The 24,466-nt window shown below is 32.0% G+C and carries 27 protein-coding genes and 2 pseudogenes; 4 read left to right on the top strand and 25 right to left on the bottom strand.

Translation table 11 applies throughout. The features are described 5' to 3' along the window. Positions 1-110: 110 nt before the first annotated feature. The 9 genes and pseudogenes from coaE to ACTWQB_RS02015 all read right to left on the bottom strand — a co-directional run bounded on the left by coaE (position 111) and on the right by ACTWQB_RS02015 (position 11,320). Positions 111-722 (bottom strand): dephospho-CoA kinase, encoded by a 612-nt coding sequence (coaE, locus tag ACTWQB_RS02055; protein ID WP_443137521.1) that lies wholly within the window; start codon positions 720-722, stop codon positions 111-113. Positions 723-731: 9 nt separating this feature from the next. After that, on the bottom strand, positions 732-1,364 hold the full coding sequence (gene ytaF, locus ACTWQB_RS02050) for a sporulation membrane protein YtaF (protein ID WP_443137520.1): 633 nt from the start codon (positions 1,362-1,364) through the stop codon (positions 732-734). A 60-nt stretch (positions 1,365-1,424) separates the two neighbouring features. After that, positions 1,425-2,258: a DNA-formamidopyrimidine glycosylase gene (gene mutM / locus ACTWQB_RS02045; RefSeq protein WP_443137519.1), complete on the bottom strand. Its 834-nt coding sequence runs from the start codon at positions 2,256-2,258 to the stop codon at positions 1,425-1,427. 15 nt (positions 2,259-2,273) lie between these two features. Further along, positions 2,274-4,904 (bottom strand): DNA polymerase I, encoded by a 2,631-nt coding sequence (gene polA, locus ACTWQB_RS02040; protein WP_443137518.1) that lies wholly within the window; start codon positions 4,902-4,904, stop codon positions 2,274-2,276. 42 nt (positions 4,905-4,946) lie between these two features. After that, entirely contained in the window at positions 4,947-6,572 is a 1,626-nt protein-coding gene (gene pnpS / locus ACTWQB_RS02035; RefSeq protein WP_443137517.1) for a two-component system histidine kinase PnpS, read from the bottom strand. An 80-nt stretch (positions 6,573-6,652) separates the two neighbouring features. After that, the gene (locus ACTWQB_RS02030; protein WP_443137516.1) at positions 6,653-7,342 is read right to left on the bottom strand and encodes a response regulator transcription factor; all 690 of its coding nucleotides are present in this window, start codon (positions 7,340-7,342) and stop codon (positions 6,653-6,655) included. A 73-nt stretch (positions 7,343-7,415) separates the two neighbouring features. Then, positions 7,416-9,494 (bottom strand): annotated as a pseudogene (locus tag ACTWQB_RS02025) (thioredoxin domain-containing protein). A 191-nt stretch (positions 9,495-9,685) separates the two neighbouring features. After that, positions 9,686-10,273, bottom strand: a complete 588-nt coding sequence (locus ACTWQB_RS02020; protein WP_443137515.1) for a BglII/BstYI family type II restriction endonuclease — start codon at positions 10,271-10,273, stop codon at positions 9,686-9,688. Positions 10,274-10,375: 102 nt separating this feature from the next. Next, positions 10,376-11,320 carry a DNA-methyltransferase gene (locus tag ACTWQB_RS02015; protein ID WP_443137514.1) on the bottom strand — a complete coding sequence of 315 codons (945 nt, stop codon included), beginning with the start codon at positions 11,318-11,320 and terminating at the stop codon, positions 10,376-10,378. A gap of 193 nt (positions 11,321-11,513) precedes the next feature. On the opposite strand from ACTWQB_RS02015, the gene ACTWQB_RS02010 reads away from it, so the two are divergent. Further along, complete coding sequence (locus ACTWQB_RS02010) at positions 11,514-11,834, top strand: hypothetical protein (protein WP_443137513.1); 321 nt, start codon at positions 11,514-11,516, stop codon at positions 11,832-11,834. A gap of 29 nt (positions 11,835-11,863) precedes the next feature. On the opposite strand, the gene ACTWQB_RS02005 is transcribed toward ACTWQB_RS02010, so the two are convergent. From ACTWQB_RS02005 to ACTWQB_RS01960, 10 genes are all read right to left on the bottom strand, one after another. Next, positions 11,864-12,268, bottom strand: coding sequence for a hypothetical protein (locus tag ACTWQB_RS02005; RefSeq protein WP_443137512.1), 405 nt, complete (start codon positions 12,266-12,268; stop codon positions 11,864-11,866). A gap of 99 nt (positions 12,269-12,367) precedes the next feature. Next, on the bottom strand, positions 12,368-13,087 hold the full coding sequence (locus tag ACTWQB_RS02000; protein WP_443137511.1) for a hypothetical protein: 720 nt from the start codon (positions 13,085-13,087) through the stop codon (positions 12,368-12,370). After that, positions 13,081-13,311: a hypothetical protein gene (locus tag ACTWQB_RS01995; protein WP_443137510.1), complete on the bottom strand. Its 231-nt coding sequence runs from the start codon at positions 13,309-13,311 to the stop codon at positions 13,081-13,083. The genes ACTWQB_RS02000 and ACTWQB_RS01995 overlap by 7 nt, the downstream gene beginning before the upstream one ends. Before the next feature lie 57 nt (positions 13,312-13,368). After that, positions 13,369-13,629: a hypothetical protein gene (locus ACTWQB_RS01990; RefSeq protein ID WP_443137509.1), complete on the bottom strand. Its 261-nt coding sequence runs from the start codon at positions 13,627-13,629 to the stop codon at positions 13,369-13,371. 73 nt (positions 13,630-13,702) lie between these two features. After that, positions 13,703-14,365 (bottom strand): hypothetical protein, encoded by a 663-nt coding sequence (locus tag ACTWQB_RS01985; RefSeq protein WP_443137508.1) that lies wholly within the window; start codon positions 14,363-14,365, stop codon positions 13,703-13,705. Then, positions 14,365-14,520, bottom strand: coding sequence for a hypothetical protein (locus ACTWQB_RS01980; RefSeq protein WP_443137507.1), 156 nt, complete (start codon positions 14,518-14,520; stop codon positions 14,365-14,367). Before ACTWQB_RS01980 ends, ACTWQB_RS01985 begins: the two co-directional genes overlap by 1 nt. A 3-nt stretch (positions 14,521-14,523) precedes the next feature. Next, positions 14,524-15,027 carry a phBC6A51 family helix-turn-helix protein gene (locus ACTWQB_RS01975; protein ID WP_443137506.1) on the bottom strand — a complete coding sequence of 168 codons (504 nt, stop codon included), beginning with the start codon at positions 15,025-15,027 and terminating at the stop codon, positions 14,524-14,526. Positions 15,028-15,049: 22 nt separating this feature from the next. Continuing rightward, the gene (locus ACTWQB_RS01970) at positions 15,050-15,451 is read right to left on the bottom strand and encodes a hypothetical protein (RefSeq protein WP_443137505.1); all 402 of its coding nucleotides are present in this window, start codon (positions 15,449-15,451) and stop codon (positions 15,050-15,052) included. 20 nt (positions 15,452-15,471) lie between these two features. Continuing rightward, positions 15,472-15,687 carry a helix-turn-helix domain-containing protein gene (locus tag ACTWQB_RS01965; RefSeq protein ID WP_443137504.1) on the bottom strand — a complete coding sequence of 72 codons (216 nt, stop codon included), beginning with the start codon at positions 15,685-15,687 and terminating at the stop codon, positions 15,472-15,474. A gap of 1,671 nt (positions 15,688-17,358) precedes the next feature. Continuing rightward, positions 17,359-18,141 (bottom strand): hypothetical protein, encoded by a 783-nt coding sequence (locus ACTWQB_RS01960; protein ID WP_443137503.1) that lies wholly within the window; start codon positions 18,139-18,141, stop codon positions 17,359-17,361. Between the two features lie 339 nt (positions 18,142-18,480). Between ACTWQB_RS01960 and ACTWQB_RS01955 the strand changes: the two genes are divergently transcribed. Next, the gene (locus ACTWQB_RS01955) at positions 18,481-19,209 is read left to right on the top strand and encodes a hypothetical protein (RefSeq protein WP_443137502.1); all 729 of its coding nucleotides are present in this window, start codon (positions 18,481-18,483) and stop codon (positions 19,207-19,209) included. Between the two features lie 220 nt (positions 19,210-19,429). Here ACTWQB_RS01955 and ACTWQB_RS01950 read toward each other — a convergent pair whose 3' ends face one another. From ACTWQB_RS01950 to ACTWQB_RS01940, 3 genes are read right to left on the bottom strand one after another with little or no spacing between them, the layout of a single operon-like run. Then, positions 19,430-19,894: a hypothetical protein gene (locus ACTWQB_RS01950; RefSeq protein WP_443137501.1), complete on the bottom strand. Its 465-nt coding sequence runs from the start codon at positions 19,892-19,894 to the stop codon at positions 19,430-19,432. Positions 19,895-19,909: 15 nt separating this feature from the next. After that, positions 19,910-20,209 (bottom strand): YjcQ family protein, encoded by a 300-nt coding sequence (locus ACTWQB_RS01945; protein ID WP_443137500.1) that lies wholly within the window; start codon positions 20,207-20,209, stop codon positions 19,910-19,912. Positions 20,210-20,228: 19 nt separating this feature from the next. Beyond that, positions 20,229-21,092 carry a hypothetical protein gene (locus ACTWQB_RS01940; RefSeq protein WP_443137499.1) on the bottom strand — a complete coding sequence of 288 codons (864 nt, stop codon included), beginning with the start codon at positions 21,090-21,092 and terminating at the stop codon, positions 20,229-20,231. Positions 21,093-21,239: 147 nt separating this feature from the next. Here ACTWQB_RS01940 and ACTWQB_RS01935 point away from each other — a divergent pair, with 147 nt between their 5' ends. Further along, on the top strand, positions 21,240-21,389 hold the full coding sequence (locus ACTWQB_RS01935; protein ID WP_443137498.1) for a hypothetical protein: 150 nt from the start codon (positions 21,240-21,242) through the stop codon (positions 21,387-21,389). 18 nt (positions 21,390-21,407) lie between these two features. Here ACTWQB_RS01935 and ACTWQB_RS01930 read toward each other — a convergent pair whose 3' ends face one another. The 3 genes and pseudogenes from ACTWQB_RS01930 to ACTWQB_RS01920 form a co-directional block, all read right to left on the bottom strand. Further along, positions 21,408-22,913, bottom strand: a complete 1,506-nt coding sequence (locus tag ACTWQB_RS01930) for a recombinase family protein (RefSeq protein ID WP_443137497.1) — start codon at positions 22,911-22,913, stop codon at positions 21,408-21,410. 78 nt (positions 22,914-22,991) lie between these two features. Next, positions 22,992-23,159: pseudogene (locus tag ACTWQB_RS01925) on the bottom strand (DUF255 domain-containing protein); the annotation flags it as partial. A gap of 104 nt (positions 23,160-23,263) precedes the next feature. Continuing rightward, positions 23,264-23,491 (bottom strand): DUF3892 domain-containing protein, encoded by a 228-nt coding sequence (locus ACTWQB_RS01920; RefSeq protein ID WP_175614938.1) that lies wholly within the window; start codon positions 23,489-23,491, stop codon positions 23,264-23,266. Between the two features lie 115 nt (positions 23,492-23,606). Here ACTWQB_RS01920 and ACTWQB_RS01915 point away from each other — a divergent pair, with 115 nt between their 5' ends. Next, positions 23,607-24,452 carry a protein-glutamine gamma-glutamyltransferase gene (locus ACTWQB_RS01915; RefSeq protein ID WP_443137496.1) on the top strand — a complete coding sequence of 282 codons (846 nt, stop codon included), beginning with the start codon at positions 23,607-23,609 and terminating at the stop codon, positions 24,450-24,452. Positions 24,453-24,466: the final 14 nt, after the last annotated feature.

Below are 24,466 nucleotides of genomic sequence, written 5' to 3'. Positions count from 1 at the left end.
AAATAACCTCCCAAGCTCTATATATGTTACACTTAACATTATTTTTTACGACAATAGTATAACACATTTATTATATTATAGGGGAGTTTTATAAAAAAATGTTACTACTTTTATAGATTTTTATTTTCAATTCCCCATTTTTGGAGAATTTCCTTTAATTGTTCCTTGCTTTTTTCAACTGAACCCGTATTATCAATAATCGCATCAGCTCGATCTTTCTTTTCCGTAATAGAAATCTGAGATTGGATTCGACTTAACGCTTCTTCTTGTCCAGTTTCATCGCGTTCCATTAGCCTTTCAAGTTGGGTATCAGGATCAACATACACTACAAGGACTTTATCAACGTAATCAAATAATTTATTTTCAAACAATAAAGGGATGTCCAACACAACGGCAGACTCTCCTGCCGCAACATATTCCTCTCGTTGTCTAATCATTTCTTTTCGAATCTCTGGGTGAATAAAACCATTCAGTGTCTTGCGCTCTTCTTCATCACCAAAAACTATTTCACCAAGCTTTTTTCGATTTAATGTACCATTATCGTATAACACTTTTTCACCAAAGTGTTTCACTATTTTATTATAAGCTGGCTCACCTGGTTCAACGACATTTCGCGCAATTTGATCCGCGTCAACGACTGGAATCTCCCATTCTTTAAACATTTTAGATACTGTGGATTTACCCGTTGCTATACTTCCTGTCAAACCAATGATTACTGACATACTGATCACCTACTTCGTTATATTCCATATTCCTAACATAATAAAAATTAAGCCTGGCAGAAAAGATAATTGATGCATCCAATTATACTTTGTTAAGACGCGGCCTGTTAAAGTACCGAATCCTAAGAAAAACATCGAACATAATCCTATTAAAAATGCTGTTAACATATATGGAAGGATACTAAATGCGGCTCCAACTCCACCACCAAAAGAATCTAACGATAGCGCAAGGGCTACGACAAAAGATTCTTTCCCTGAAATGGTACCGGATTGATCTAAGTCTGCCATTTGTGGATTTTTTAAGATCATCCAAATCGTTTTTATATTAAAACGAACCGCTTCTTTTTGGTAATAATGACGGAACTTCTCACGTTGCTCATCAAACCATTGCCATAAAACATAACAACCTATTAATACAAACACAAAACCGCCCAAATATTCCGCCAATCTCGGGATAAAAAGAGCTAACAAGTCACCTAATAAGTAACCTATTAAAAAACTCACTGATGTAACCAGTCCAATAACTAAATAGGTTGTTTTCTTTACTTTAATTGATTTCAAACTATAAGTAAATCCAAAAAAGTAACTATCAAAACTAACGGCTAAGCTTAATAATAAAATGATAACCAAGATGTGATCCAAATTAAAAAGCTCCTTCCATAAGGACTCAACCTATCTTATGAAAGAAGCTAATAACGTGTGTTAGTTCGGGGTTGGTTGACATTGCGGACAGAAATGCGTCCCTCTTCCTCCGACCTTTATTTTTTCTATAACAGTGTGACAATTCGGGCAAGTCTCACCTTCTTTGCCATAAACAGAAATCTGAAGCTGAAACATGCCAACTTCACCTAAACTATTTAAATAAGAGCGAATGGATGAACCCCCATGATCAACGGCTTCTTGTAAAACCTGAACAGTGTTTTGTTGTATGGTTTCAGCCTCTTTAATTGTAATAGTGTTCGCAATCCGTTCAGGGTGAATTTGACTTCTATACAAAACTTCATCCACGTATATATTACCCAACCCTGTCACTATCGCTTGATCTAACAAAGCCGGTTTTATTTTACGTGATGTTTTTCGAAGTCGTTCATACAAATAATTTGTTGTAAATTGTTCGCTAAAAGGCTCAACCCCCAGCTTATTTAAAGGGGCAGTTGTTAAAAGATGTTTTGGTTCTTTTAAATGCATCGTTCCGAATTTCCTAACATCTCGATACCTTAACTCATTTCCATCGTTTAGTTTAAACACGATATGTGTATGTGGCTCTAATGGCTCATCATTATCATAAATCCCATACTTACCTTCCATTCGAAGGTGAGACACTAAACGGTCATCCGTTAAATGAAAAATTAAAAATTTGCCTAATCGATCAATTTTCTTAAATTGTTGTCCCATCATTTGATGTTTAAATGCCACTGAATCTTCAGGCTCTTTAATAATTCCTGAGTAATAAATGACAATATCTTCAATTTCTTTTCCCTGAATAATTGGCTCTAATGTTCTTCTAACTGTTTCTACCTCTGGTAATTCTGGCATCAGTATATCCTTCCCTTACTTTGCATCGTACCAAGTTGTGCCATGATCCGCTTCAACAAGCAATGGCACATTTAATTCAACTGTATTCTCCATTGCTTCTTTAACTAATTTGTTCAACTCATCAAGGTCACTTTTAGCCACTTCAAAAATTAATTCATCGTGAACTTGCAGTAACATATTAGCTTTAATATCAGATGCTTTAAGTTTCTCCATAACATCAATCATAGCTTTCTTGATAATATCAGCTGCACTTCCTTGAATAGGTGTATTCATAGCTGTACGTTCTGCAAAACTTCTTTTATTAAAGTTGCGACTCGTAATATCAGGCAGGTAGCGGCGACGCTTCATAATGGTTTCCACATAGCCATCATGCTTAGCCTGTTGAACAATTTCATCCATATACGCCTTAACACCAGGATAACTTTCAAAATACTTCTCTATAAATTGACCAGCTTCTTTTCTATTAATCCCTAAACTTTGACTTAAGCCATAGTCGCTAATACCATATACGATTCCAAAGTTAACTGCTTTGGCGTGGCGCCTCATGAGTGAGTCAACTTCATCTTCTTTTACATTAAATACATCCATAGCCGTTTGAGTATGAATATCCTTATCATCTCTAAATGCAGAAATAAGCTTTTCATCATTCGCAATATGAGCTAATACACGTAATTCAATTTGCGAATAGTCTGCAGCCATGATGACGTAATCTTCTTTAGACGGAACAAAGGCTTGTCTAATTTTACGTCCTTCTTCTAGACGAATCGGGATGTTTTGTAAGTTTGGATCTGTCGAACTTAAGCGTCCCGTTTGGGTTAATACTTGGTTAAATCGAGTATGAATCTTATGCGTATCATCATGTACAACTTTTAATAGTCCTTCAATATAAGTAGATTGTAATTTACCTAACTGACGGTAGAGCAAAATTTTATCCACAATTTCATGTTCAGGCTGTAATTTTTCTAAAACATCAGCGGATGTGGAATAACCCGTCTTAGTCTTTTTGATGACAGGTAACTCTAACTCCTCAAATAAAATTTTACCTAATTGTTTAGGTGAATTAATATTAAAAGACTGTCCTGCTAATTCATAGATTTCATCTTCAATTTTATCGAGACGTTCACTAAGGTCTTGCTGCATCTCTTCTAGACGATCTACATCAACTTTAACACCCAAATATTCCATATCAGCTAGAATCAAGGAAAGTGGCATTTCTAACTCATATATGAGCTTTTCTTGTTCGTTTTTCTTTACTTCTTCATCTAATATTGGGTACAGCTTCCTCGCAACAATACCTTTTCTAACAATATGTTCACTTAACACATCTTCTTCAGGAACCTTCTGCTTGGCGCCTTTGCCATAAACCTCTTCGTCATACGACACATCGACAAGACCATTTCCTTGTGCAATAGATGGTAAGTCGTGATTGCTATTAGATGGGTTCACAATATAAGATGCTAATATCAAATCAAACTGAATTCCTTTTAAGTCAAGGCCTTTCCACTGCAGAGCGACTTTTACACGTTTAGCATCTGCAACAATTTTAGGGCTTTGTTCATCTTCTAGCCACTCTTTAAAATCTCCAGAAGTTAGTGCAACATCAGTTGGAATAAAATATTGACCTTTTTCATTTACTAATGAGAAACCTAGAATTTCACCGTTATGATAATTATCCTCTAACATTTCCATAATAAAATAGTTTTCTTGATCACTAACTAGATTCTTTGTAAACTCATCTACTTTTTCGAATGAAACGTCTTCACGTTCGACTTCTTCCTCTTCACCATCTATACGTCCCATGAGCGACTTAAAACCGTATTGTTTGAACAGCTCAATGACATCACGAGATTGGTAACCATTGTAGTCAAGGTCTTCTACTTTGATTTCGACTGGTGATTCACGATTAATCGTCACTAGCTCTCTTGACATGAACGCTTCATCTTTATGGTTAATTAAATTCTCTTTTAATTTTTTACCGCTTACCTCATCAATATTTTCGTATATATTTTCAAGTGTACCGAACTGATTTAGAAGCTTTACAGCCGTCTTCTCTCCAACTCCAGGAACACCTGGAATATTATCCGACTTATCACCCATTAACGCTTTTAAGTCAATAATTTGATCAATCGTAACACCCATCTTCTCTTTTACTTGATCAGGTGTATACTCATCAATGTCAGTGATCCCTTTACGCGTTACACCAACTGTCACATGATCTGAGGCTAACTGGAGTAAGTCTTTATCACCTGAGTAGATGAATGTTTTCTTTTTATCAACTTGTGCTTGTTTTGAAATCGTACCAATAATGTCATCCGCTTCATATTGTGGAAGTTCATAATGCTTAACACCTAATGCATCTAAAATCTCACGCATGACAGGGAATTGTTCCGACAGCTCTGGAGGTGTTTTTTGACGTCCACCTTTATATTCCTTATACGTTTCATGTCTAAATGTTGTTTTGCCAGCATCAAAAGCCACTAAAATGTGGCTAGGATCTTTATCTTCTAATACTTTTAACAACATATTCGTAAATCCATATACCGCATTTGTATGCACACCGCTATCGTTACTGAGTAGTGGTAATGCGAAGAATGCTCGATATAGAACACTATTTCCATCGATCAGAACAATCTCATCTTTTGACAAGAAAAACACCTCTTTAACTAACTTTTTATCTATTATAACAAATTATATTTTCTGAGGGATTGACACCGTGATTGTCGTTCCTTCTCCTTCTTCACTTTCAAGTTCAATCATACCTTCATGCGCTTCAACGATATGTTTAACGATTGAAAGCCCAAGTCCAGTACCACCTGTTTGACGACTGCGATCTTGATCCACTCGGTAAAAACGTTCGAAAATACGTCCTTGATTTTTCTTAGGAATCCCAATTCCATTATCTTTAATTCGAAACCTAACAAACCCTTCATTAGACACTACAGACCACTGAATGTAGCCGCCTTCAGGTGTGTATTGTATCGCATTAGAGTATAAATTTAAGACCAATTGGTACAATCGATTGTAATCAGCATAGAGTTGCAGATCACCTTCAACCTGTATAGTGCGAGTTAAATCTTTTAACTCTAATTGCTTCTCAACGACTTGATCCACATCCTCCATTAAATCAGATACATTGAATTGAGTCTTTGTCAAACTGAAATCATCCTTTTCAATGGTTGATAGCTCTAGCAAATCCTCAATTAAAGCATTTAAACGACGAGATTCTTTGTCGATAATTCTTAAAAACTTCTTCACAATTTCTTCATCATGCTCATTTCCGTCTAGTAATGTCTCAACAAAACCTTGAATCGACGTAATCGGTGTTCTTAACTCATGTGAGACATTAGCAACAAAATCTTTTCGGATATTTTCAAGCTGTTTAATCTTTGTAATATCATGACAAACAACTACGACACCTTTCCACGTATCATAATTATTTCGGATTGGTGCTAGATAAACCTCAAAGTAATCCCCATCGTTCGTCTCAATCGTCAATTGTTTTTTTCTTTCCATAAAAACAACTTCTTGTAATGCATCGTTTAAAGCTTTATTCTCGATTACATCATAATAGATCTCGCCTAAAACTGATGATTGGTTAGTGAAATTTCTTATAAACGGTTCGTTAGCAAGACGGGTTAATCCCTTTTCATTAATTAATAACAAACCACTTTCCATGTTATTGACAACCGTTTTTAGACGATCATTTTGATTACGATATTTAGATGTAATATACTCTAAATTTCTCGCTAGTGTATTAATCGACTGGCTTAGTTCAGACACAATTCCATATGGAGCATCATGAATTCTCGCGCTATAATTACCTTCCGCAAGTGATTTAGCCGTATCAGAAGCTTTTCTAATTGGGTTAACGTAATTTTCATAAAGACGATTACCAAATCCCCATATAAAAAAGCCTACTAATAACGATAATAATATGACGATAAACCAGAGTGTCGTTTGTAAATATTGAATTGGTAACTCTTCTGATACAACGATAACCTGAATATCATCATTAACATTTTTGACTATAGCTAACCTAGAATCTAAAGTAATAGCCTGGTCTGAGGTAAGTGATTGATCAAGAAGTTGATTTAATGTTAATGTCTCGTTACGACTAAATGTATGTAAATATTCTTGAGTATCGGTTTGATATAATACCAACTCAATTGGAAAGGATTCCGAATACCGCTCAAGCTGTTTTTGTCTCTCCATATTAGAAACAGCATTCACATTAAAATCTTCCGCAACAAAATTAGCGTCATATTCTAGCTGTTCTTCGTAAGCATTAATGACATAGTGTTTCGCAATTTGCACGAAAAGAACTCCAAGAAAGAGTATGAATACCACACCAATAAGCGTATAGATTATTAATGATTTCCGGTTACTAATTCCCTTCATACCTGACCCTCTAATTTATATCCGATTCCTCTAACTGTTTTGATTAAAGCAGGTTTTTTAGGTTCGTCTTCCAGTTTTTCTCTTAAATGGCTAATATGCACGTCCACAATTCTAGTATCACCAATAAAATCAAAATCCCAAACGTCTTGTAAGAGGACCTCGCGTTTAACAGGTTTATTAATGCGTTCTGCTAAGTATAAAAGAAGTTCAAACTCCTTCTTAGTGAACTCAATCGGTTGATTATTTTTGAAAACCTGATAAGTTTCAACATTAATTTTTATATCATTAAAGCTAATAATGTCTTCATTTGACTCATGATTGCCAGCCCTTCTCATAACGGCACGAATTCTCGCACTTAATTCTTTAGGACTAAATGGTTTCGTAATATAATCATCTGCCCCTACATCAAGACCTGTAATCTTATCATCTTCTTCACTTTTGGCTGTCAACATAATTATAGGTACTTTATGCCCTTTTTCACGTAATTTCTCACATACTTCAAGCCCACTCATATTAGGTAGCATGAGATCAAGCAAAATCAAATCAAATTGTTCTTTCTCAGCTAACCTCAGCGCTGTTTCCCCATCATGTACGACCGCTGTTTGATAACCTTCTTGCATGAGGTTATAGTCAATTAATGTTGAAATCGATTCTTCATCATCAACGATTAAAATACGGAATTCCAAACTCCCCAACTCCTATTTATAAGTTTGTCTTAATCATAACTAAAAACCAATTACTTTACTACTGAAGATATTGCTAATCCTTAAGAAGTTTTAATACTTTATTAATGTCAGTTGTTGGAGTCTGACATGAGAAATTTTCACAAACGTATACCGTTGTTTGGTTGTCTTTTGAATCATAACCTACCACAAATGGTGCAATGTTCCCCAATTCCTTAGGATCATCAGTCATTAACCAAATATGGTTCGGTTTGAATTCTTCTCGTTTTAACTTAACAAGCTCATTATACATAGCATCTTTTTCTGAAATAACCACCACTTCTTTTGATGGATATTCTGTAAGCATTATACTAGTTAAAAAGAATGTACTGCCTTCAGGAATTCGTGATAACGCCGGATAAAAAACTTTATACTGATCCTCTAATAGATCTGCATAATTCGTTTCTGCTGTGAGTGATGTGAGCCTAGACAACACCACTGTCGCAACGCTATTCCCTGAAGGGGTAGCTCCATCATGTATATCTTTTTCATTCGAAATCAATGTTTCACTATCATGACCTGCAAACAGAAAACCTCCATTCTCCTTGTCCCAGAATAACTCATACATCTTGTCAGTTAATGCTTTAGCAGCCTCTAAATCGTCTGGTTGAAATTCTGCATCATATAACTCTAGATAAGCCCAAGCAAGATAAGCATAGTCATCTAAATAACCTTTGTATTTAACCTCACCATCTCGATAACGTGCCATAAGTCGATTACCAATTTTAAGGTGTTCTTCGATAAACTGAGCTGCTTCCCTAGCCATATCAATGTAAGACTGTTCTTGAAAAACTTGCCCAGCCTTAGCTAATGCCGCAACCATCATCGCATTCCAGGAAGTCAGAACCTTATCGTCTAAATGAGGATAGATTCGCTGTTGGCGTGCATCAAATAATTTTAGCCTTGCTTTTTCTAGCTTTTCCTCTAATTGTTGTAAAGAAAGGTTAAACTCTTTAGCAACCGTATCAAAATGAGTATTAATAAGATTTGGTATATTCTTACCCTCGAAGTTTCCTTCTGTAGTGATGTTATAAGTTGTTGTATAAAGTTCAGCTAATTCATCACCTAGAATGCGCTCAACTTCACCTTTTCCCCAAACGTAATATGCACCCTCTTTGCCCTCAGAATCAGCATCAATAGCTGAATAAAATGCTCCCTCTGGACTCCTCATTTCTCTGTTCACGAATTCAATAACTTGTTCACTAATTGTTTTATAAAATTCGTTACCTGTTAACTGATAAGCTTCAGTGTAAGCAATTAAAAGCAAAGCCTGGTCATAGAGCATCTTCTCAAAGTGTGGAACTAACCACTCTTCATCAGTTGAATATCTCGTAAAACCAAAGCCTATATGATCATAAAGGCCACCTTTAGCCATAGAATTTAATGTTTTTTCGACCATTTGACGAGCCATTAATTTACCTGTTTGTTGATAATACCTAAGTAAAAATATTAAATTATGAGGTGCTGGAAATTTCGGTGCACCTTCAAAACCGCCATGTAAGGTATCAAACGTTTTACCAAGCTCGTGAAAAGCCTGATCCACCGCTTCTTTAGTAACTCTTTCCTCACCTTTTTTAAAAATAACTTGGTTGAGTGACTTTTTAACACTCTCTGTCACATCTTCAATTTGCTTAGGGTCATTGTGATAAGTTTCAGCTAAGTAACCGATGACCTGCTTAATACCTGGTAAGCCATGCTTACTTTCTTTTGGAAAATAAGTACCCGCATAGAAAGGAATCTGATCTGGCGTCATAAAGACACTAAGTGGCCAACCACCGTGACCGTTCATCCTTTGACACACTTTCATATAAACAGCATCTACATCTGGACGCTCTTCACGATCTACTTTTATAGCTATAAATTTATCATTAATCTCTTTTGCAACTTCTTCGTCCTCGAATGATTCATGAGCCATGACATGACACCAATGGCAAGTGCTTTAGAATAACCAACGTCAGCTATACCCAATAGATAAGAAGATAGGTTTACCTTCCCGTTTCGCTTTATCAAAAGCTTCATCACCCCATGCATACCAATCCACTGGATTATAAGCATGTTGCAATAGATAAGGTGATTTTTCAGCGATTAATCTATTGGGCTTTCTGTTTGTTGGCATATGACCACCACCTTTATTTATAAAATTTGTATTCATAATTAATTTTACCTTAATAACAATTCCAATTCTAAATAACAGTACTTTCATTTATAGGTTATTCTTTTAAACGAATAATAAAATCCATCAAATTAATATTACTATAAAGAAACAACCAGTACTTAAATAGCACTGGTTGTACAATTATTCAAAGTTTAAGGTGCAATTCCAATGACAACTAGCGGAACTGCTGGAATACCCCTACCTTGTCTTATAACATTATATACTTCACCTTCATAATAACTAATCCCTGATGACATTTCACTTTGCATATCTTTAACTGGTAATATTTCAATGCCTACATCTATTTGATTAGCAACATAGAACGCCATATGTTTTACAAATAAATCATAAGCAACAAAGCTATATTTTCCAAATTGAACTTCAATTGCTACACGTTCTTTAACAAAATCAGTTTGATTATATGAATATAGTGCTTTATCACCATTGAGTTCAATTATTTTCTTTTGTTCACTAGGTTCTTCTAAAAACACAGTTTTCCTCATTAATTCAATATCTGTTGGTACATAATACTGTGTTCGGCTTTCTTTCCAGTTCTCATCCTCCAACTTCTCTTTAAAATCCTTATTTAGTTCTACTGGACTATATAATAAGTTACCTTTCTTTGTCTTTTCTCTTGATTTTTTTGTTTTAAATTTACTCGCATCAATAGAAGATACTACTTTTTCTATTTCTTCCCATATATGTGGTTTATGAACCATAATGTGTTCATAACCATTCAAGTGGGAATAAAAATTAACTATTCTCATAAATTCACCTTTCCCATCTAAATAATTTTGGTACTGGTGATTAATCAAGTTGATTTAAATCTTTACCATATATTTTTATTTCTTATAATTGTCTTTCCATTCTTCTGGGATTTGAGAAACTTTGTCTTTACCACTTGGTTTATGTACACCTTTTCCTAACGGTCTAATTTTTAAATCACCGTTATAAAAATCTTGTATTCTTTGTTTACCAAGTTCAATATAATCTTTTTCTTTATCAACACCCATTGCTTTTCTATTGTGCTTTAAAGCACCAATTAATGCTGAACCCACACCTGCATATGGGTCTAGTACCCAATCATCTTCATTAGTTAAAGCTAAAACACATCTTTCCACTAATTCTATTGGATACTGGCAAGGATGAATTGTTTTTTCAGGATGATTTGCTTTTACATTAGGTATGTTCCATAATTCTTCATCCCATTCTTTTGCTACAAATTCCCATATATCAGATGGATTTTTACCTTTAGGATTTCCAGATAATTGCCCTTTTTTATCTCCCTTATAGTGTCTTTTACCTGGATATTTTGAAGGTACTCGAACAGAATCAAGATTAAAGGTATATTCATCTGACTTTGTAAACCAAAGTATTGTTTCGTACCTTCCTGAAAAACGTTTTTGTGCATGTAAACCGTGTCCAAAATGCCAAACAATTCTATTTCTTAATTTTAATCCATGTTTTTTAAAAATCTGATAATAATACATATCCAAAGGAAATACTTCTTTATCTTCTACGTAATTACCCACTTGCCAACAAATACTTCCATCTTCTGATACAACTCTAATCAGTTCTTCTATTACCTTTTCTTGAGTTGCTAAATAATTTTCAATAGAAGTTTTCACTTCATAATCTTTACCAACATTATAAGGTGGTGAAGTAATTGCTAGTTTTATAGTACCAGTAGGAATTGTTTTTAAGTATTCTAAAGTATCTCCATTGTTTAATATAATGTTACTGTCAGAATTATATTCATTATCTATTCTTATATCAGTTAAACTCATTGTTTCAACTCCCCTATCAAAATTTTACCGTTAAATAATTTTATCATAAATCGACATTTTTCTATAAAAGAATGTTTACCAAAATTCATTAAATATTATATTTAATACGATTAAAATATTCAATTCTCTACTAAATTATGGTATATAATAATATTGATAAACTACTACCTTAATTAAAAAGGAGAAATGTAAATTGAATAAGCATGAAGTAGTTAGCGAATTACTAGATATGATTTATCTTCAATTGGATTACATCAAAAGACTTAAAGATGTTAATATCACTTTGGACATCCTAGAAAATTTTAAACTTGTAGATTTACTAAATAAGGTATCTGGAAAATATACGTACTCAATACCCTTTGATTACTACTTTCATGTTATTACAAAAGAAGAAGCTTTAACTATGATATTATCAGATAAAACTTCAGAAAAAGAAATGTATGAATTAATAGGTAGAAAAAATCATATTAACTATGATGATATTGAATGGATTCAAGAATTAGAAGAAGTGTAGCCATATTGGTTACACTTCTTTTACTAGAATCAACTATCAAGTTTTTCTAAATCAATAGCCCAATCTATTAATTCTTGTTTTAGTTGATTGATATCTTTGTTCTCAACTGAATCATAACAGTAATCAGATATAATATCATATGCAACTTCATCATTTTCATCAAATCCAATATACCTTAAAAGTTCTTTACGAAAAAAACCACCATATTTAGAATTAATATGTGTAAGGGAAATCATTTCCCCAAAATCTATAATTTCTTCATTAAGTATTTCATCTAACTTTTCATCACCAATACCTTCATATTTTTTTATTTCATTGTCAATCAATTTGTCAACAAACCAAAAATATTCTAAAGCTTTCAGTAAGGTAATTGGAATATTATCCACATCTAATTTATTAATTTTTTTGATGCGATTTTTAGTAAAACTAATCAAATTAATCACCCCCTAAAGCAAATTATAAAGGAAAAATCAGTAAACAGAATTGCTTAATTTTATAACACAAAAAAAGAAGCTTCCCAGCCAGTGATTAAACTAGTAGGGAAGCTTTTTATTTATATAACCTTCATTGTGAATCATGATTTTATTCTTTTTTAGATTATCTGTTTCTAGTCGTAACCTTCCAGCCATTTCTTGATTCCAGCCATAACCTAACATCTTAAAACCGTTATTTAATAGCGTGTCTATTTCTTCAGTTTCATTGTGAATGGATGATATATTATTTAAACCTTTTTCGTATTGTTTTAGTAGTACTTCTATTAAGTCGGCTTCGTGGTTAATCCTTTGTGATTGTTCCTGAATGTATTCAAGCTTTAAGGATTTCATATGATTCAGGATTGTTAGAAGTTCATCTTCTTTAAATCCTTTAACTGTTTGTAATTCTTGTTTAATATTTTCAAGTTCTTCTTTAGCTGGTTCTAGTTCCTTTTGTCGTTCTAATAAGTCAGGATAGCTTAAACCTTCAGCCATTAAATCATTAGAAGCTTTTTCTAGTTCTTTAGCTTTTGAATCATGACTAACTTCAAGCTTTTCAATCTGTTTGTTATAACCTGATTCAAGCTTTAATATCTTATCTTTTAATTCCTGCATCTGTTCCACTGTTTCATAACGGTTAATATCTACTTTCCCGATTCCTTCAGGTGCTTTAGTGTTAGCTTCAGGATTCTTCCTGAACTTCTTCACTAATCCACTAAACCAGCTTTTAACTTGAATATTAATTTTCAAAATGAATCTATTTAATTTATTTATCAGCATCTAACAATTCCCCCCAGCTTTTCCGTACTATGAATTAAAGCACCTAATACAGATATAAAACCATATTTTTCTTTATCACTTCTAAAGAATTTAGTGTAACTTTTTACAGTGCCTTTATGTTCAACCGTTATTTTAATTGAAGGTGCTTGTTCTTCAGGTTCTACAATGTAACTTTTATAGCTTTTATGTGTTCCTAGTCTGTTTTCTTTTGAATTTTTAGCCATATTATAACCCCCTATATAAATAAAAAAGCTGATGCAGTAAGCACCAGCTAGAATTAATTATTCATTTTCTAAAATATCTTCTTCAGCAACTTCTTTAAATTTGTGATTTTCTTGAAGTTCATTAAATCTGCTAACATCTATTACTAAATGTTCAATTAATCCATTTTCATCCGTTTCTGCTATGACTGGATATAAACCATCTGCACCAGTACTAAATTTAACCCCTTCATCAGTGTTAGAATCTTCTAATTTAATTTCTGCGGTATCAACTGGAATCCAGCCATAAATAAAAGCACCGTTTATAATATTTGTTTTCATAATCTAAAACCACCCTTTTTGTGTTTGTTCTTTCAATCCTTCAACAATTTAAAAGGTGGTTTCAGACTGGTTTTTATTCTTCTTTTTTCATCTTGTTATAATTCACTTCAAAAGAAGGATTCATTTTACGTCTTTTGTAAGTATTGAAAAGTTCGCCATTTCCTATATCTTGTTCGCTTCCTTCTTCATGTGAAAACCATAGGATGTAAGGTGGTATAAAATCATTGTAATTTCTACCTTTTTTCAACCCAGCTTCAATCTGCAAGTCAGTTATATGACGTTCGGCTTTATAAAATTCAAAATCATCTTTTGCTATTTCTACGATTTCAGACAAGAACTTATGTTTAGCTTCCATTACTTTCTGTTTAGAATCTTTTCTTGCCTGATGTTTTTCAGTGTTAAAATCTTGTTTTACAGTCTGTTCATATTTGTTATAAAGCTTTTCTAATTCATACTGCATCATATCACTAATATTATTAATCTTGCTTTGAACCGTTTGTAATTCCTTCTGTTTAGCTTCTACCTTTTCCCTAGAATCATTAAAAGCTGAAGCTTCCACTTCATCCAGTACAAACATACTGTAAATTTCTTTCTGTTCTGCCTGAAGTTCCTGAAGTTCTTCTTTCAGTTTTTCAGCTTGTTGTTTTGCGTTTTCTTCAGATTGCCTGAAGCGTTCCTTGATTGATTCTGCTTGTTCTAAAATTTCATTAACTTGTTCTAATGGTTTTGTAGTCATTATTGATTCATCCCTTTTTGTCTTTCTGCTAGTTCTTTCTTTTGTGCTTCTAATTGTTCTTCTTGCCATGCCTTTTGTTTCTTTTCACGTTCTATCCGTTCTTGTTCAAGTTGTTTTGAACCTTCCACTAAATCCTGATATATACTTAATTTCATTATCTATTCATTCCCTTCTAGTTCTTCAGTTTCTTCTTGTGGTTCTGCTGGTTTTAATCTATCTAGTAAACCTAGTTTCTTTTGTTCTAGTGTTCTAGCATCTGAACTGTTGTTAGTATCAGGATTAATCCCCAGCTTCTTCATAGCTTCCATTTTTTCAGCTTGTACAACATATTCAAAAGTATCTAAAAACTGTTCAATTTCTTTTGGTGAAGCATCCCTTTTTGTAGCGTTTGCCATGATTTTCTTTTTAACTATGTGGTAAGCTTCCTTTTCATCATCTGAAATAATGTGTCCTTTTAAATCGTTTATATAGCGTTCAAACTTTGGATTCTTTAGCCATTCATACCATGTTTTAGTACTAACATTATATTTTTTGGTGAAGTCTGTAACACCTAAACCCAATTCATGAGTATCTTTTACAAAAGCTTTTGCCAGTCTGATTTGTCTTTCTTTTAAGCTTGAATCAGGTTCAATCTTTTCTATTCTTTCATCAATTTCAGCCATTATCTAACACCCCTTTAAATTCTTATACTTCAATAGCTTCATGCTGGATTTTCATATTATTAAAAAGTGGTCTAAACTTGCTTATATATTTTTTAGTATCATTCAGATAGAATCTAGTTCTAATCAGCTTATTAATGATTCTGTTAATGTTGTTATAATCTGTATAGTTTCTAGCTTTCTTCAGTTCTATTTCAATATCTTCTAAATCAGCTAGAACCTTGTTTTTATTCTGTTTTGCCCTATGCGTGTATGTTACTATGTGGTCTTTTTCTTTAGGATTAACGAATCCTACATAATAGGTTAATCCATTATCTACAAAATGATTATAGATATAACGAACCTGATTAAGTAACACTTTCTTATTAACCGTGTTTAAATTATCCTGAAGTTCTTCTAATTCTGTTAATTGATTATTAATATTCAACATAACACCCCTTTAGATTTCTACCGTTTTAAATCCCCTAATAAATAAATATCTTCTTGTCCTAAACCATGTTCAGCCAGTACCTGAATTAGTTTAGTTTTGATTTCTGATGAAATATTTAACTTCCCTTGTTCATAGCGTGATAAAGTCGCTTGATTAATTCCCAGCTTTTCAGCCAGTTCTAATTGACTAAACCCCACTAGAACCCTAGCAAGTTTTAACGTGTTTTGATTCAACCTTAAACACCTTCCTTTTATCTAATAGCATTTTTCATGCTTAATACGTAAATAAAAAAGCAGGATGCTAAAAGAAGCACCCTGCAAGGATTAACTATCCTATTTTCAAACATCTTTCATTCAGTGCCTTTGATAAGCACAATCACAATAGAAAAAACAACATCAAAAAAGTTTTAAAATGAAACAATGAACACCTTCAACCAATACATGATTAAGCAAAATGTAATATTATTATTGGAACTAGTTAAAAGCTTAACTAACCTATGCCACAAAATTAGTTAAAGCTTTCTCACTTATATATTGCATGAACTATGCTAAAAGTAAGACGTTATACGAAGGATTTTTAATGTTTTATTAGAACCTATTGTCAGTAAAATATTTAAGCTTAAGAAATTTTCGGTATTTATTAAAAGCGATTTTCAATAATTAGAAATAGTGAAATTCTTATGTACCCCTGAAGCTATTCAGTTAGATTCTGGATTCTAAAAGTTAGGTGCTTAAAAATATAGCGTGTATTGTATAAGTGCAAGATAAGATAGCACCTATCCCCCATCCCCCATATGCCACCCTTAACGATTTTTGAATATTATCTTTCAAGTTCTTCAATCTTTATCAATCAGCAACAAAACAACAAAACAAAAGAACTTTAATTAAATGATTGAATGATAGATAGATGCTAGTATGTACTACCAGCACCAACAAAAAAGAAAAGCTTCAGCACCTTCACAAAATCACACAGTACCCCCACATTTAAAAATAAAACTGTATCATGTGCTATCAGAATATATAAGCTTCACACAGTCCACATATAAACTTTATATAGCACCCCTTCTAAATCGTTACATAGTACCCCCTATTTGCTTTTAAAATAGCTTCAGGATGTAAAACCCTAGTAAGCTTTTAAAACATACCCCTATCCCTTTTAAAATTGCTATATAGTACCCCCCCTATATGTTTTTTAAATTAACCCCCTATCCCAGAATAAAATCAGGATAAGGGAACACGAATAATTAAAAAGATTCCAGCAGTAAGGGAACACGAAAAAACCAGCTATAAATTAACCTGATTCACCTATTAAAATATCGTGTTTCCTAATGGAATATGCAGTTTTTTATACATTCAAGTTTACATAATAAAAACATATGTTTACTTACAAAACGTCAAAACCCCTGATATAATAGGATTTCACAAACAAGCTGATATTCATAAAATATACAGTTTCATTGTGTAAATTCTTTAATCCCTTGTATGCCAACGGTTCAAGCTAGTTTATTTATGCATCTAAAAAGTTTGTGAAAAAGTTTTAAAATGAATAATATATACAGTTTTGATTAAGTACTTGAATAATAATTTTCAATAAAAGATTAAGAACCTGAACTAACTAATTGAAAAACATTCTCAATTAAATTCCCTTTCCTTCCAGCAGATTCGTTTCATGTATTAGAAACTGCTTATTTAACCACTATTAAACTAGAACATTTCACAAAAGAACTATTAGTTTAAAACCCTGATTTCACTGTAATAACTGATACAACAATATTTAGTAGTGATAAAAACTTTAAATTATATAAACTGATTTTGTCTTACTTACTACACATTTTAATTTACTCAATATATAAAACTGGTGCTATCAATGACAAATAGTTCACTAATAACACCAGTTCTTTTACATTAATATTTTGCTTCTTCAAATAGTTGTTCAATACTATTTCTTGTTGGATTGTAATCTGCTATATGTTCATGTGTATCAGGATGAATCCCAAAATGAATTAAAGTTCTTCTGTTCACTGCTTTAGATTCAGCATGTGCCTTTTGTGATTCTATCTTTAATTGTTCATCTTCCCTACCAACATCTAATGCCTGATTACCTACCCAATTAATAAGATTAAATATTGTTGGTCTTGGGTATTTATCTGTTTTCCACCTTAAATCATATTTACTAATTAAGGTATCAATCATAGTTTTAATATCTGTTGAACTATGTTTATAAAGAACTTTTCCAGCAGTAGTTAAATCCTGATTACTTGCATTATAAGATTGATTGTAATGTTGGTGATATTTACTGCTGAAATATGCAATTATATCTTGTGCAGTACTTAAATCTTTAAAATTAATCGCTTCACCATCATCTTCACCATTATCTTCACTTTCATTTTCACCTAATGCCTTTATGACTTCACCATTCACAGTATAAATAAATGGATTTCCTACTGTACCTTGAACTGCTTTTCTTGTAATAATAGGTTCGCCATTTATTTCATATTCCATTAAACGTTTAATAGCATTAATGATAGTACGTGAACTTACACCTACATCTTCAGCAAGTTCTTTTTGTTTTGTAACATAGTTTCCTTCACTATCTACATTTTCACAGAACACCTGAAGAACTTTAAATTGTGTTTTGTTTAAATCCTTCTTCAAAACTTCTTCCATTTTCATCTGTAAATTTTTCATCTTACATCCATCCTTTGTTTTATATTTTTGCTGAAAGTTTCTTACACCCCTATAACATTGGATGGTGCAATTTCAGACTGAAAGCTTCAACATTATTTATATTTTTTCACCAATATGTTGAAGTTCTTCATCTACTACCTTCACCATGCTTTCTTATAACATAGAAGCTTTTATTCTTTACTTAACTTACTTCATCTAATAGTGTCTGTTTTTCTGCGTGGTGGTGTTTATAGTGTAGTACAGTATTTATCCCCGTTATGATGTTTCATTATATAACAACGACAACTTTATACAGTTTGTTACAAGAATACAGAAAAAATTATAAAGGAAGGTTTATTTATGGCTAGTGAGAATCTATATAAACGAATTAATAGTTTTGAAGAAGTTGTTCAAGCAAATTACAACAACAAATATCAATATATTCGCTTTTCAAAAAACATAGATGCAATTGTAAAACTTGAACAACAATTTATTGACTACCACTTTAATAAGAAATTAACATTAAATGATTTACTAACTAAAGAACCTGAAGAAGATGCTGAAGATGTTCCAGCGTATTTACTGATAAATAAAGTTGCTTCAGGTTTTTATAAGCAGAACAAACATAATTCACGTGTAACTTTTGAAGATTTTTTATCTGCTTGTTACATCAAAGCTTGGAAGGTTATAAGCAATTATAAATATCAGCTAAATTACTGGTTATACCCACTTTTACAGAATCACCTTAAAAATGCATGTATTGATTTTTTAAGATTGGAAGGTTTAACTTCCGATAGAAACACTAAACCAATACATATGGCAACATCATTATCAGATTCCTTATATGAAGTACCTGATGCTTCAAATATGGAACAAAATATTCTTTTAAAGGAATTACTTCATGAAACAGTAAAAACATTAACACAAGAAGAATATGAAGCTTTTATGGTTTATGTAGAAGCTGATAATATTGAGAAAGTAACACTTGATGATATAAGGAAGAAATTGAACCTGAAGCACAGAACACAAGCTAAAAGGTTAATAGATAAAGTTAGAGAAAAATTTAAAAATGTTTATAAATATGTTTGACTTTTAGTTGTTCTCACACCCCTATAATTAAGGGATTCCCTTATTTTATTCATGACATATTAATTCCCTTTCAACTTGCTTCTGAAGTAGTTATAATATCTTAAGTTGGTATATACCTTATTTGTTCGGATGAATAAAGAAAACCCACTGGTTATTAGTTATCTTTTTAGCTAGAAGATTTCTAATAGTCAGTGGGATTTTTTTTGTTTAATATTAATATTCAACTTTCAGGAAACATAAGTTTAATAAGTACTCTGCCATAGTTCATTAAATTTGACATAGCATTTAATGAATCATTTGTATTTTTAGCTTTTTCAACTACATCCATTACCATGTTTTCTGCTTCTTCTTTGCTTTCGGCTTTCATCACATTCATCATTTCTTTATACAAATCTAGCATTTCTTCATTTAGTTCATTGTTCTTCCTAATTAACCCTACCATTTCAGGTAAAAATGCAGTATTATCAGCTATTTGTTCTATCATTTGATTTAACTGAATTTCCCTTTGTTCTCTAGCTTGTTCCTTAGCAATCCTTTCTGAATTATATTTATCTAGTACTTTATTTGCGTGTTCTAAAGATTTATAAGTACTATCATGAAGATTCAATCTTTCTCTGGCTAGTTCATTTTCTTTAATTAGTTTACTTCCTATTGATTCAATCTGTTTTTTAAACTTTTCATCCATGATATATCACCTGTTCTATAATCTAATCCAATCACGAATTTCCTTTAAACCTTTATAAGTCTTTGCCCAACCGTTATTTTCTTCTAAAAACTCTATACCTTTCATTGTCAGTTTAGATTGTTTAAACATTACTATTAACACTTTGTTACCTTGTCCACCACGTGTAATAGTAATTTCTGTAACATAACCTTCATTTTTTATTAGTTCAGCTATTTCACCCCACTGTTCTAGTTCCAGTTCGTAATTTTCACGTTTTGGTTCGTTACCTTGTTCAAGTTCCTTTAGAATACTGTAAATTAACTTTTTTCTATTCATTATTATTCCCCTTTCAAATTTAGTTATCTTTATAGTAATTACGAATTTTGTAATAAGCATTAACACTTGAAAGCAAAAGATAGAACATCCATTCATAATAAATTTCACTCGGGTAATTATCTTTTTGTTTAAAATCACTATGCCTTATGTTATAACCATTAAGAATTTCAAATAAATCTTTTTCATCGCTACTAGTTAATTTCCTTTTAACATCCTTTCTATTATTTTCTAATACTTCCCCTAGAATTATTAATGCATACTTTTTATCTCTATCAGTTGCATCACGCTTAAAGAAATATGATTTAGCTAATTCAACTTTATCTGCATTAACTTTATCCCTATCATTGCTTTCGGAAACTTCTATCTCATTATCTATAAGAGAATCCATTTCATTTATAGGTTTTCTTCGTAGTTCACCTGAATCAGATAAATAGAATCCTTCTTGATATAGTTTCAGGACTCTATTGACTTCTTTTCTAAATGACTCCTTTATATTAAAATTTGCCTCTTTGTATTGATTATATATTTCAAAATCAATATCAAATTTATTCAACTTCTTACCATTCTTTTCTACTATTCTTGGTTTGTTATAAAAATAATCTAGTGAATAACCAATCTTCTCATAAAGTAATTCTATCAAATCAAATATATCATCTTCAGAGTAATTATTATTAGAGTTGAAAGGTAATAATGCTGGTTTACCAAAGTTTTCAATAAAATATAATTCAAATTCATCACCTATTTCAGAGAAAAAATTGTTAAATGCATTCATTTCAAAATACTTAAAGTATATTTTTTGAAAATAACCTATTAAATCGTTCAAACCTAGTCTATGATAATTATTTATTATTCCGTTTCTGTATGAATAGTAATTATTACTCAAAACAACTCCCCCTTTATAAGTAAAATATTTCTAATATTCCTAATAAATAATATACCATAAACAAACTAAATTTTTTATGTCTGAATAACTTCTTTCTGTTGTTTCAGGTGTGTAAGACAAAACACACGATTAGGAAGGTATTACAGAATGCAAAATTCAATTAATTATGTAAAGAATAAACAAGTAAAACAAAATGTAAATGGTAAGGAAATAACAGTAGAAATTAATCAAATTAATCAACCTAACATAGAATTAATTGCAAAAGGTATATTAAGTGCAACGAAAAAAGGATGCTGATAAGAACCAGCACCCTTTTTAATTAGCTTTCCATACTATATTTAATTGTGGATTTTCTGCATTTTTAGGATATTGCCAAACTGCTTTATCTATAAATGTTCTTAAACCCAGATTTAGCTTTTCATCATCTAGTTTATCCCACTCATTTAAAAACACTTCCAGTCTGCTTGTATAATTTTGTAAAGCGTTTATTTCATCTTCTTTAGTTGTATCAGCTAATTTATTATATTCTTCTTCTAGCTGATTCAATTGTTCCATTCTTTCCCTTTTACGTTCCTTAAATCCAGGTATATCAATTAATTCTTCTTCAAGTTGAATCTGAAGCATCTTTAGTGCTTTTTTGACTTTGTTTATTTGTGCTTCAAGCTGGTTTAATTTTTCATCTTTAGCATCAATCACACCATTATCTTCTTTGTAGTCTGATAAGTAGGATTTAACTTGTTCTTTGTGTTCTTTAACTTCATTTATAATTAGTTCCAACATTTTATAATAATTGTAACCTTTATTTTTACATGTAACGCCAAGACTATTTTTCTTTTTACATGGTTGAAGTACTTTAACATTCCCCCTATCTTTACGGTTACTAACTGCATGTGCTTTACCACAATTAGCACACTTAATTATCCCTGATAATCCGTGCCTTCTTTGTTTAGCACGTGGTGAAAGTTGCTTTCTAGCTTCTAAAGATTCATTAGCTTTATCCCATGTATCTTCATCAATTATTGGTTCATGTGCATCCTTAACAATTATCCATTCATCTTCAGGTCTTAACTTTCCTTCAGTTTTATTTCTACCTTTTATTTTGTTCGACACTATCCATCCTTTATATATTTCAGCTTCAATCATTCTTTTAATTGTATGACCATGAAAATATTTGCCTTTATTAGTACGATAACCTAACTTGTTTAACTCAATTGCTACATTATCTACACCCATACCATCAATAACCCATTGATAAGCTAACCTTACAACTTTAGCTTTTTGTTCATCTATTTCTAATTTCTTTTCAAGCTTATTATAAACATATCCATAATTAGGTGTACCATTTGACCACTTTCCAAGCTTCGCACTATCTTTTTTACCTTTTCTTAACTGTGCTTTAATGTTTTCATATTCCATGTTATCCATAAAGCCATGAAATTTAAGTATTTTCCAATCATCCTGATTTTCTAAATCATAAATTTTTTCACTATCAGTAACAAATAATATATCTTCATTTCTTATTAAATTCATAAATTTAGGTGCTTCTGCATCATCACGTGTAACACGTGCAAGATTTACTGATAATACTGCATCGAATAATCCTTCTTTAAGTGCTTCTAACATTCTGGAATATTCAGGTCTATTTTCATTCATACTACTTCCTACTTCTTGGAATAGTTGATATTTCCAATTGTTTTTAGTAGCAATTTCTAATAATCTTTGCTTATGCTTTTGTAAAGTTTCTTCGGTTTCTTCACCTTCATTATTACGGGATTTACGTAAATATATAGCCACATTTTTAATTTTGTCTTTGTATTCCATCAATAACCACCCTATAAATTAAGTAATTACTGATAAGATAGCATTTTTGTTATGTGTAGTCAAACGAACATGTTATCAATGACAAGTTGAATAGCCAATGCTTAGAAAAATTGGCTTGTTTTCTTCTTTTGCTTTTTCAAATACCTCATCACTCCACGGATACCAATCGACTGGGTTATATGCGTGTTGTAATAGATAGGGCGATTTTTCATAAATCAATCGGTTAGGAGTTGTGCCTTTAGTCATCTTATGACCACCTTTAAATAAATTTTCTACTTTCAATATTAACAAAGTTTCTTTAATTACGATAAAGGAAAAGCACCAACCGCTTTTGGCTGGTGCTTCATATATTAAAACGTTTCAAGATTATCTAAATTGTTCGTCGGATCCCCGTCTGCGTTGCCACGGATGACAGGTCTCCCATTTCTAGCTTCTCCAATATTGACACCCTCAATGGTGCCATTTTGTATCTCTGCTAATGCTTGTTCATAATCCAACTCACGCCCACTTGACGTTTTGAAATGAGTGATGTCACCATCTTTGTCTTTTCTAACAGCAACGAAAGTTTCTTGATTCATGTGATCATCCTCCTTTATCTATAGTTTGCGAGAATAATCAAATTTTATTCATCACCGACCTCGTTCTTATTGAGTAATATACACTAACACCCAATTTTGTATAGGAGCGGTTGGTATGATTAGAGTTGCTGGTAACAACCTTCAAAATGCTAACTATTTATCACTTGACCCGATTGAAAGGGTTATCTTTAACAGTTTATTAAGTGATCCATTAACCTACGCTTATCAATCTATGTATGAACTTGAATTCGAAATCACGTTAAGAAAAAATATTATGAATAGCGCAAGGTTAATGAACCAGAGTCAAGCTGAATTTGAAGTGTTTGCGAACTCTCGTTGTAATCCAGAGTTTTGGACTAGAACGATTTTAGGAGGTTTCAAACTTAAGTCAAACGTAGAACCTGCTGATGCGATAGAAGATATATATTTAAACAGCCATTTGTACGGTTTTGAATGTGCAACAGCTATGTTAATTATTTACTATCACTCAGTATTAAACACGATTGACAAACAACAGTTCAATCGACTTTTTAAAAACTTATATCTATATAGCTGGCATGCAGATTCTGATCTGCGTCTACAAAATATTGATACAGAACATTTAATTCCAGGAGACATCGTTTATTTTAAAAATCCTGATGTAAATCCTCGAACACCTTGGTGGCAAGGCGAAAATGCTGTTGTCATGGAAGATGGCAGTTACTTCGGTCATGGAATAGGCATAACTTCAGCAGACCAAATCTTAAATTTTTTAAATCAAAATAGAAGGTCCGGTAGTACTCGTTCTGCTTATCTGGTCAAAACATTGACGCGTCCTCACTTCAGATATTTAGCTAACGTCACATCAATGAGAACAATTATTTCTAATAAGCCACAGTTAGAAGTTATTCACCATGATGAACCTTCAATACCAAGTAGTAAGTATCTTTACTACTTAAATATGTTTTATCTTAAAAAATAAGGTGGTTGAATGAT

The sequence above is a fragment of the Piscibacillus sp. B03 genome (assembly GCF_052246295.1).
Lineage (GTDB): Bacteria > Bacillota > Bacilli > Bacillales > Alkalibacillaceae > Piscibacillus.
The sequence above is the reverse complement of the archived record's forward strand: the minus strand, read 5'-3'. Positions and strand labels throughout refer to the sequence as shown.

Bases quoted from the DNA above. Each gene is read 5' to 3' on its own strand.
- ACTWQB_RS02015 (WP_443137514.1), bottom strand. From the start codon at position 11,320: ATGAGTTTAACTGATATAAGAATAGATAATGAATATAATTCTGACAGT.
- coaE (WP_443137521.1), bottom strand. From the start codon at position 722: ATGTCAGTAATCATTGGTTTGACAGGAAGTATAGCAACGGGTAAATCC.
- ACTWQB_RS01995 (WP_443137510.1), bottom strand. From the start codon at position 13,311: ATGGCTAAAAATTCAAAAGAAAACAGACTAGGAACACATAAAAGCTAT.
- ACTWQB_RS01960 (WP_443137503.1), bottom strand. From the start codon at position 18,141: ATGAAAAATTTACAGATGAAAATGGAAGAAGTTTTGAAGAAGGATTTA.
- ACTWQB_RS01985 (WP_443137508.1), bottom strand. From the start codon at position 14,365: ATGACTACAAAACCATTAGAACAAGTTAATGAAATTTTAGAACAAGCA.
- ACTWQB_RS02000 (WP_443137511.1), bottom strand. From the start codon at position 13,087: ATGCTGATAAATAAATTAAATAGATTCATTTTGAAAATTAATATTCAA.
- ACTWQB_RS01980 (WP_443137507.1), bottom strand. From the start codon at position 14,520: ATGAAATTAAGTATATATCAGGATTTAGTGGAAGGTTCAAAACAACTT.
- mutM (WP_443137519.1), bottom strand. From the start codon at position 2,258: ATGCCAGAATTACCAGAGGTAGAAACAGTTAGAAGAACATTAGAGCCA.
- ACTWQB_RS01990 (WP_443137509.1), bottom strand. From the start codon at position 13,629: ATGAAAACAAATATTATAAACGGTGCTTTTATTTATGGCTGGATTCCA.
- ACTWQB_RS01935 (WP_443137498.1), top strand. From the start codon at position 21,240: ATGCAAAATTCAATTAATTATGTAAAGAATAAACAAGTAAAACAAAAT.
- ACTWQB_RS01915 (WP_443137496.1), top strand. From the start codon at position 23,607: ATGATTAGAGTTGCTGGTAACAACCTTCAAAATGCTAACTATTTATCA.
- ACTWQB_RS01950 (WP_443137501.1), bottom strand. From the start codon at position 19,894: ATGGATGAAAAGTTTAAAAAACAGATTGAATCAATAGGAAGTAAACTA.
- ACTWQB_RS01920 (WP_175614938.1), bottom strand. From the start codon at position 23,491: ATGAATCAAGAAACTTTCGTTGCTGTTAGAAAAGACAAAGATGGTGAC.
- ACTWQB_RS01955 (WP_443137502.1), top strand. From the start codon at position 18,481: ATGGCTAGTGAGAATCTATATAAACGAATTAATAGTTTTGAAGAAGTT.
- ACTWQB_RS01930 (WP_443137497.1), bottom strand. From the start codon at position 22,913: ATGGAATACAAAGACAAAATTAAAAATGTGGCTATATATTTACGTAAA.
- ACTWQB_RS01945 (WP_443137500.1), bottom strand. From the start codon at position 20,209: ATGAATAGAAAAAAGTTAATTTACAGTATTCTAAAGGAACTTGAACAA.
- ACTWQB_RS01975 (WP_443137506.1), bottom strand. From the start codon at position 15,027: ATGGCTGAAATTGATGAAAGAATAGAAAAGATTGAACCTGATTCAAGC.